Origin of the sequence: Herbiconiux daphne (genome assembly GCF_024979295.1) — a bacterium.
Taxonomy (GTDB): domain Bacteria; phylum Actinomycetota; class Actinomycetes; order Actinomycetales; family Microbacteriaceae; genus Herbiconiux; species Herbiconiux daphnes.
Map to the genome: position 1 here is coordinate 1 of NZ_JANLCJ010000359.1, position 723 is coordinate 723.

General features: G+C 42.0%; 2 protein-coding genes. Both read right to left on the reverse strand.

Features of this window, described 5'->3' with window-relative positions; translation table 11 throughout:
• Window positions 1-17 precede the first annotated feature (17 nt).
• Entirely contained in the window at window positions 18-233 is a 216-nt protein-coding gene (locus tag N1032_RS25240) for a hypothetical protein (RefSeq protein WP_259543329.1), read from the reverse strand.
• Between the two features lie 137 nt (window positions 234-370).
• The coding region (locus tag N1032_RS25245) for a hypothetical protein (protein WP_259543330.1) at window positions 371-723 on the reverse strand (353 nt) is incomplete at its 5' end.

The window sequence follows — 723 nt, forward strand, 5'->3', positions numbered from 1 at the left end:
GCCATTCTGGAAACGGATTAGGCAATATTAAGCGCTCCTTTAGGCTTCACACTAACTTTAGGTTTCTGGCCTTGTTCTTTCTTAATGTCGCTCCAATGCTTTACAGCTTGCTCAATTACAAAGAGCTTATGTAGCACTTCCTTTACCTGGTGATCTTTCACGGCCTTAGCGCCATTGATCTGGCCACGTTCATCATTATCAATAAAATCTACGTTTTTGTTTGTATCTGCCATTGTGGTATTGTCCTATCGAAAAATAGCCCCCTGTAAGGCTCTGTGAGCGCTTCTAAGCCCCTCCCCCTTGTGGTTGGATAGGTGAGAGTAGAAAACGCCTTGTAGAGCCTCTGAGGGGCTTTAAAATGGATGAGTAATTAAGCCTTCTTTGTAGTCTTACGGATACGGTAGGCTTTAACAGCATTACCTTTAGCTTTGTTCTGTTTTAACGCTGCTGCTGGTTCTGCTTCACTACCTTCAAAGGCTTGTCTTACACTAGGTTGATCATAGTTCTTACCCGTCACTGTATCGACAATGCGAGATAACAAACCATAGGAGTTAGCCCCCTCAATAGAGTTAAGCTGTGATTTGTTAATCCACGTTGACCAATGAGCACCAGGATTAGAAGCACGATTTTTTAAACCTGCTTCCATTACATCAATAGATCGTAGCGTAGCGTGTAAACGTTTAGGATTATCTTTAAAGAAATGTTTTGCTTTCTCTCTTGCTA

What these genes read in the sequence shown, in the direction of transcription:
- N1032_RS25240 (WP_259543329.1), bottom strand. Translation starts at nt 233, where the DNA reads ATGGCAGATACAAACAAAAACGTAGATTTTATTGATAATGATGAACGT.